At 55.7% G+C, this 1,342-nt stretch carries 2 protein-coding genes; both read right to left on the bottom strand.

Annotated features, from left to right (window positions below; all coding sequences use genetic code 11):
* Positions 1–570: IS1634 family transposase (locus JCM15764_RS20695; protein ID WP_243689558.1), on the bottom strand; the 570-nt coding region annotated here is incomplete at its 3' end.
* Positions 567–1,342 (bottom strand): IS1634 family transposase (locus JCM15764_RS20690; protein WP_243689557.1); only part of this gene is annotated, 776 nt, incomplete at its 5' end. The genes JCM15764_RS20690 and JCM15764_RS20695, both read right to left, overlap by 4 nt.

The raw sequence follows: 1,342 nt of genomic DNA, 5'->3' as shown, positions 1-1,342 counted from the left end.
TTCCAAGAGGCGCATGAGGAGTAAACTCACAAAGCAGATGAAAAAGTGCGCGCGAATATGGCTCTCGGTGGAGAGGAAGACCGGCCGCGCCTTGAGCTCGCTCTTCATCACCTTGAAGGTCTCTTCAATGCGCCATAATCCCTTGTAGATTTCAATGATGTCATCGTCCGTCACGGTTCTATTCAGCTGGAAAAATCCATCAGGCGTGTAACGGTACGGGCCGGAAAAGGGTGCTTCTCCTTGCTCGCGTCCAATGACATTGGTGCAGATGACATAGTAGCCGTCGAACTGCTCCTCCTTTTCGATCCTGGCTTCATCGAGCATCACCAGGTACTCAGTCTCGGGCATGCATTCGCCGGTGCTGCGGTCGAAGGGCACCTTCTTGAGGTACTTCGCCGCCCCATAGGCGCTTGGTTTTGCATCCTTCGAGAGCGCATAGATCTGTCCAGAGGCTTTCTCGACCGCGAGCGCGCGCTCCATGCGGGCACGCTGGGCATACTGCGCACTATAGACGACAATCTGCCGTTCGTTCACAAGGCTCTTGGTCCGTTTCCCTTGGCGGTCGGTCACCCATATCTCTCGGGGCGCATAGCGACTCTTGTGTTTGGCAAGGAGCGTGCCGTCCGTATCGTAGACGGCAGTATAGCCCTCTTCATCCAGCACATACTCCTGAAAGCCTTGTCGGCACCTCGCACCGAATAGCTCATCACATAGCCATGGTGCCCAAGGCGAAGCTTCGCAATGTTATCCCCACTCATCATCCCTTTGTCTGCCACCATGATGAGGTGGTGCATACCCAAATCAAGCACCGCATCATCGAGCATGGACGGCAGGGTCGTACCGTCATTGGTGTTCCCGCGATACAGCTCATAGCTCACGGGAAGCCCTTGGGCATCCAACAAAAGCCCCATCTGGACAATCGGGTTCGGCCGATGCTCCTTCGATACCCCTTTCGCCCGAAGACTATCCGGCTCATCGATTTCAAAGTAGTAGTTCGTCACATCATAGTAGAACAGCAGCGTCTGCCTCCCATAGCGCGTCTTCAGCCGCTCATGCAGCTGCCGCACGAGCGCAGGCCGCCACGCAAGAAAATAGTCGAGCGCGCGATACACCTCGTCGTGGGAATAGTCGGCTTCTTCAAAGAAGATCCCCCGATTCTCCCAGGCACCGCGCGTCGAGTCGGGAAAGAGGGCGCGACTGAATACCAGCATCTTGAAGATCGAGTTGAGGTTGGCGGAGAACTTTGTGCCGCGCTGTCGGTTGTTGAGCACGGTATCGATGCCCAGTTCGTGGTAGAGAAAGGAGAGTGCGGCATAGCCTATATTCTTTCGGCTGATCGTGG

It is taken from the genome of Geotalea toluenoxydans JCM 15764, from assembly GCF_001311985.1.
Classification (GTDB): Bacteria; Desulfobacterota; Desulfuromonadia; order Geobacterales; family Geobacteraceae; genus Geotalea; species Geotalea toluenoxydans.
Note: the sequence above shows the minus strand (reverse complement) of the source record. Positions and strands in the feature narration are given on the sequence as shown.